The following is a 1,117-nucleotide window of genomic DNA, read 5'->3' as shown; positions in this document are numbered from 1 at the left end:
TGTATCTGTATTATATTTGTCGCTCACTGCAAATTCCTGTACATCGTCTATCGAGCATTTATTTTTATTCCAAAACATATTCACCTTATTTTTGCACATATTGATTGTCGCTCGAATCAGCCATGATTTTTCGTGGCTTTCATCATTGAACGACGGCTTTTTATCGATTATCCGCAAAAACACGTCTTGGACAATATCTTCCGCGTCTGCCCGATTTTTCAAATATGTATATGCTATTCTAAGCACCATATCGCTGTATTTATCAAGCAAATCACTGATATAATCTTTCGTAACTTCCAAGCAAAGACCCTCCCCATTTCATTTATATGAATACAATTATTTAATGCTTGAAATTATGTCTGTAATATCCTTTTCGGTAAGATTACCGTTTGAGTACAACGAGAATGTAAGGCCGCCGTTTGTCCAGATGGTACTCATTGTTTCTTCTGATTTTCTGACCTTAACCTCAACGTCACCGACTTTGACTGTCTTTATGTCCTTATATTCGTTGTAATCGCCGCTTATGTCGTTACTGCCTTTTTCTACTCTGTATGTAATTTCCTTATCGCCGTTTTTGTAGATAAGTTGCAGCATTTCGTTTGACATTACCGACACGATTTCAAGTTCATATTCCTTTACATTTGACGGAACAACCGCACTAAAAGGCAACACCTTTTGAGCTTCATCAACTGTCTTATATTCTACAAACGGATTCGGCATTCCGACAATTTCTTCTTCATTATTATCATTATCTGTCTTGATTGTGATTACGTTATCCTTAACCGAAACAACATCTTCACAATACAAAATATTGAACATATCCGCAGGAACATATGTAGTGCCGTTCTTTAAAGCTGGTGCAACGCCCAACGCTGTCGGTGCGCTCATACCGATTGCGGTTGATGACGCCATATAGTAATTATCCTGACCTATGTAAACGATTGTATTTACTTCGCCGTTATCAAGTGAAATACCTTGACACTCGCCGTCCCACTTAACCTTAAAACCAAGCTTTTCAGCTACTGTTCTAAGCGGTACCATCATATGCTTATTCAATTCATAAACCGTTTCGCCGCCCAAATCAAGTGTATGGTTTTCAATAACTACTGAATAACTG

General features: G+C 38.0%; 2 protein-coding genes. Both read right to left on the bottom strand.

The genetic code is table 11. The annotated features are described in order from the left end of the window. A partial coding sequence (locus ACLTU0_RS12020; RefSeq protein WP_412322678.1) for an RNA polymerase sigma factor occupies positions 1–300 on the bottom strand: 300 nt, incomplete at its 3' end. A 36-nt stretch (positions 301–336) separates the two neighbouring features. After that, the coding region (locus ACLTU0_RS12015) for a stalk domain-containing protein (RefSeq protein ID WP_412322677.1) at positions 337–1,117 on the bottom strand (781 nt) is incomplete at its 5' end.

Origin of the sequence: Hominilimicola sp. (assembly GCF_046972485.1) — a bacterium.
In the GTDB taxonomy this organism is placed as follows: domain Bacteria; phylum Bacillota; class Clostridia; order UBA1381; family UBA1381; genus Hominilimicola; species Hominilimicola fabiformis.
This window is presented reverse-complemented; position numbering and strand designations above follow the sequence as displayed.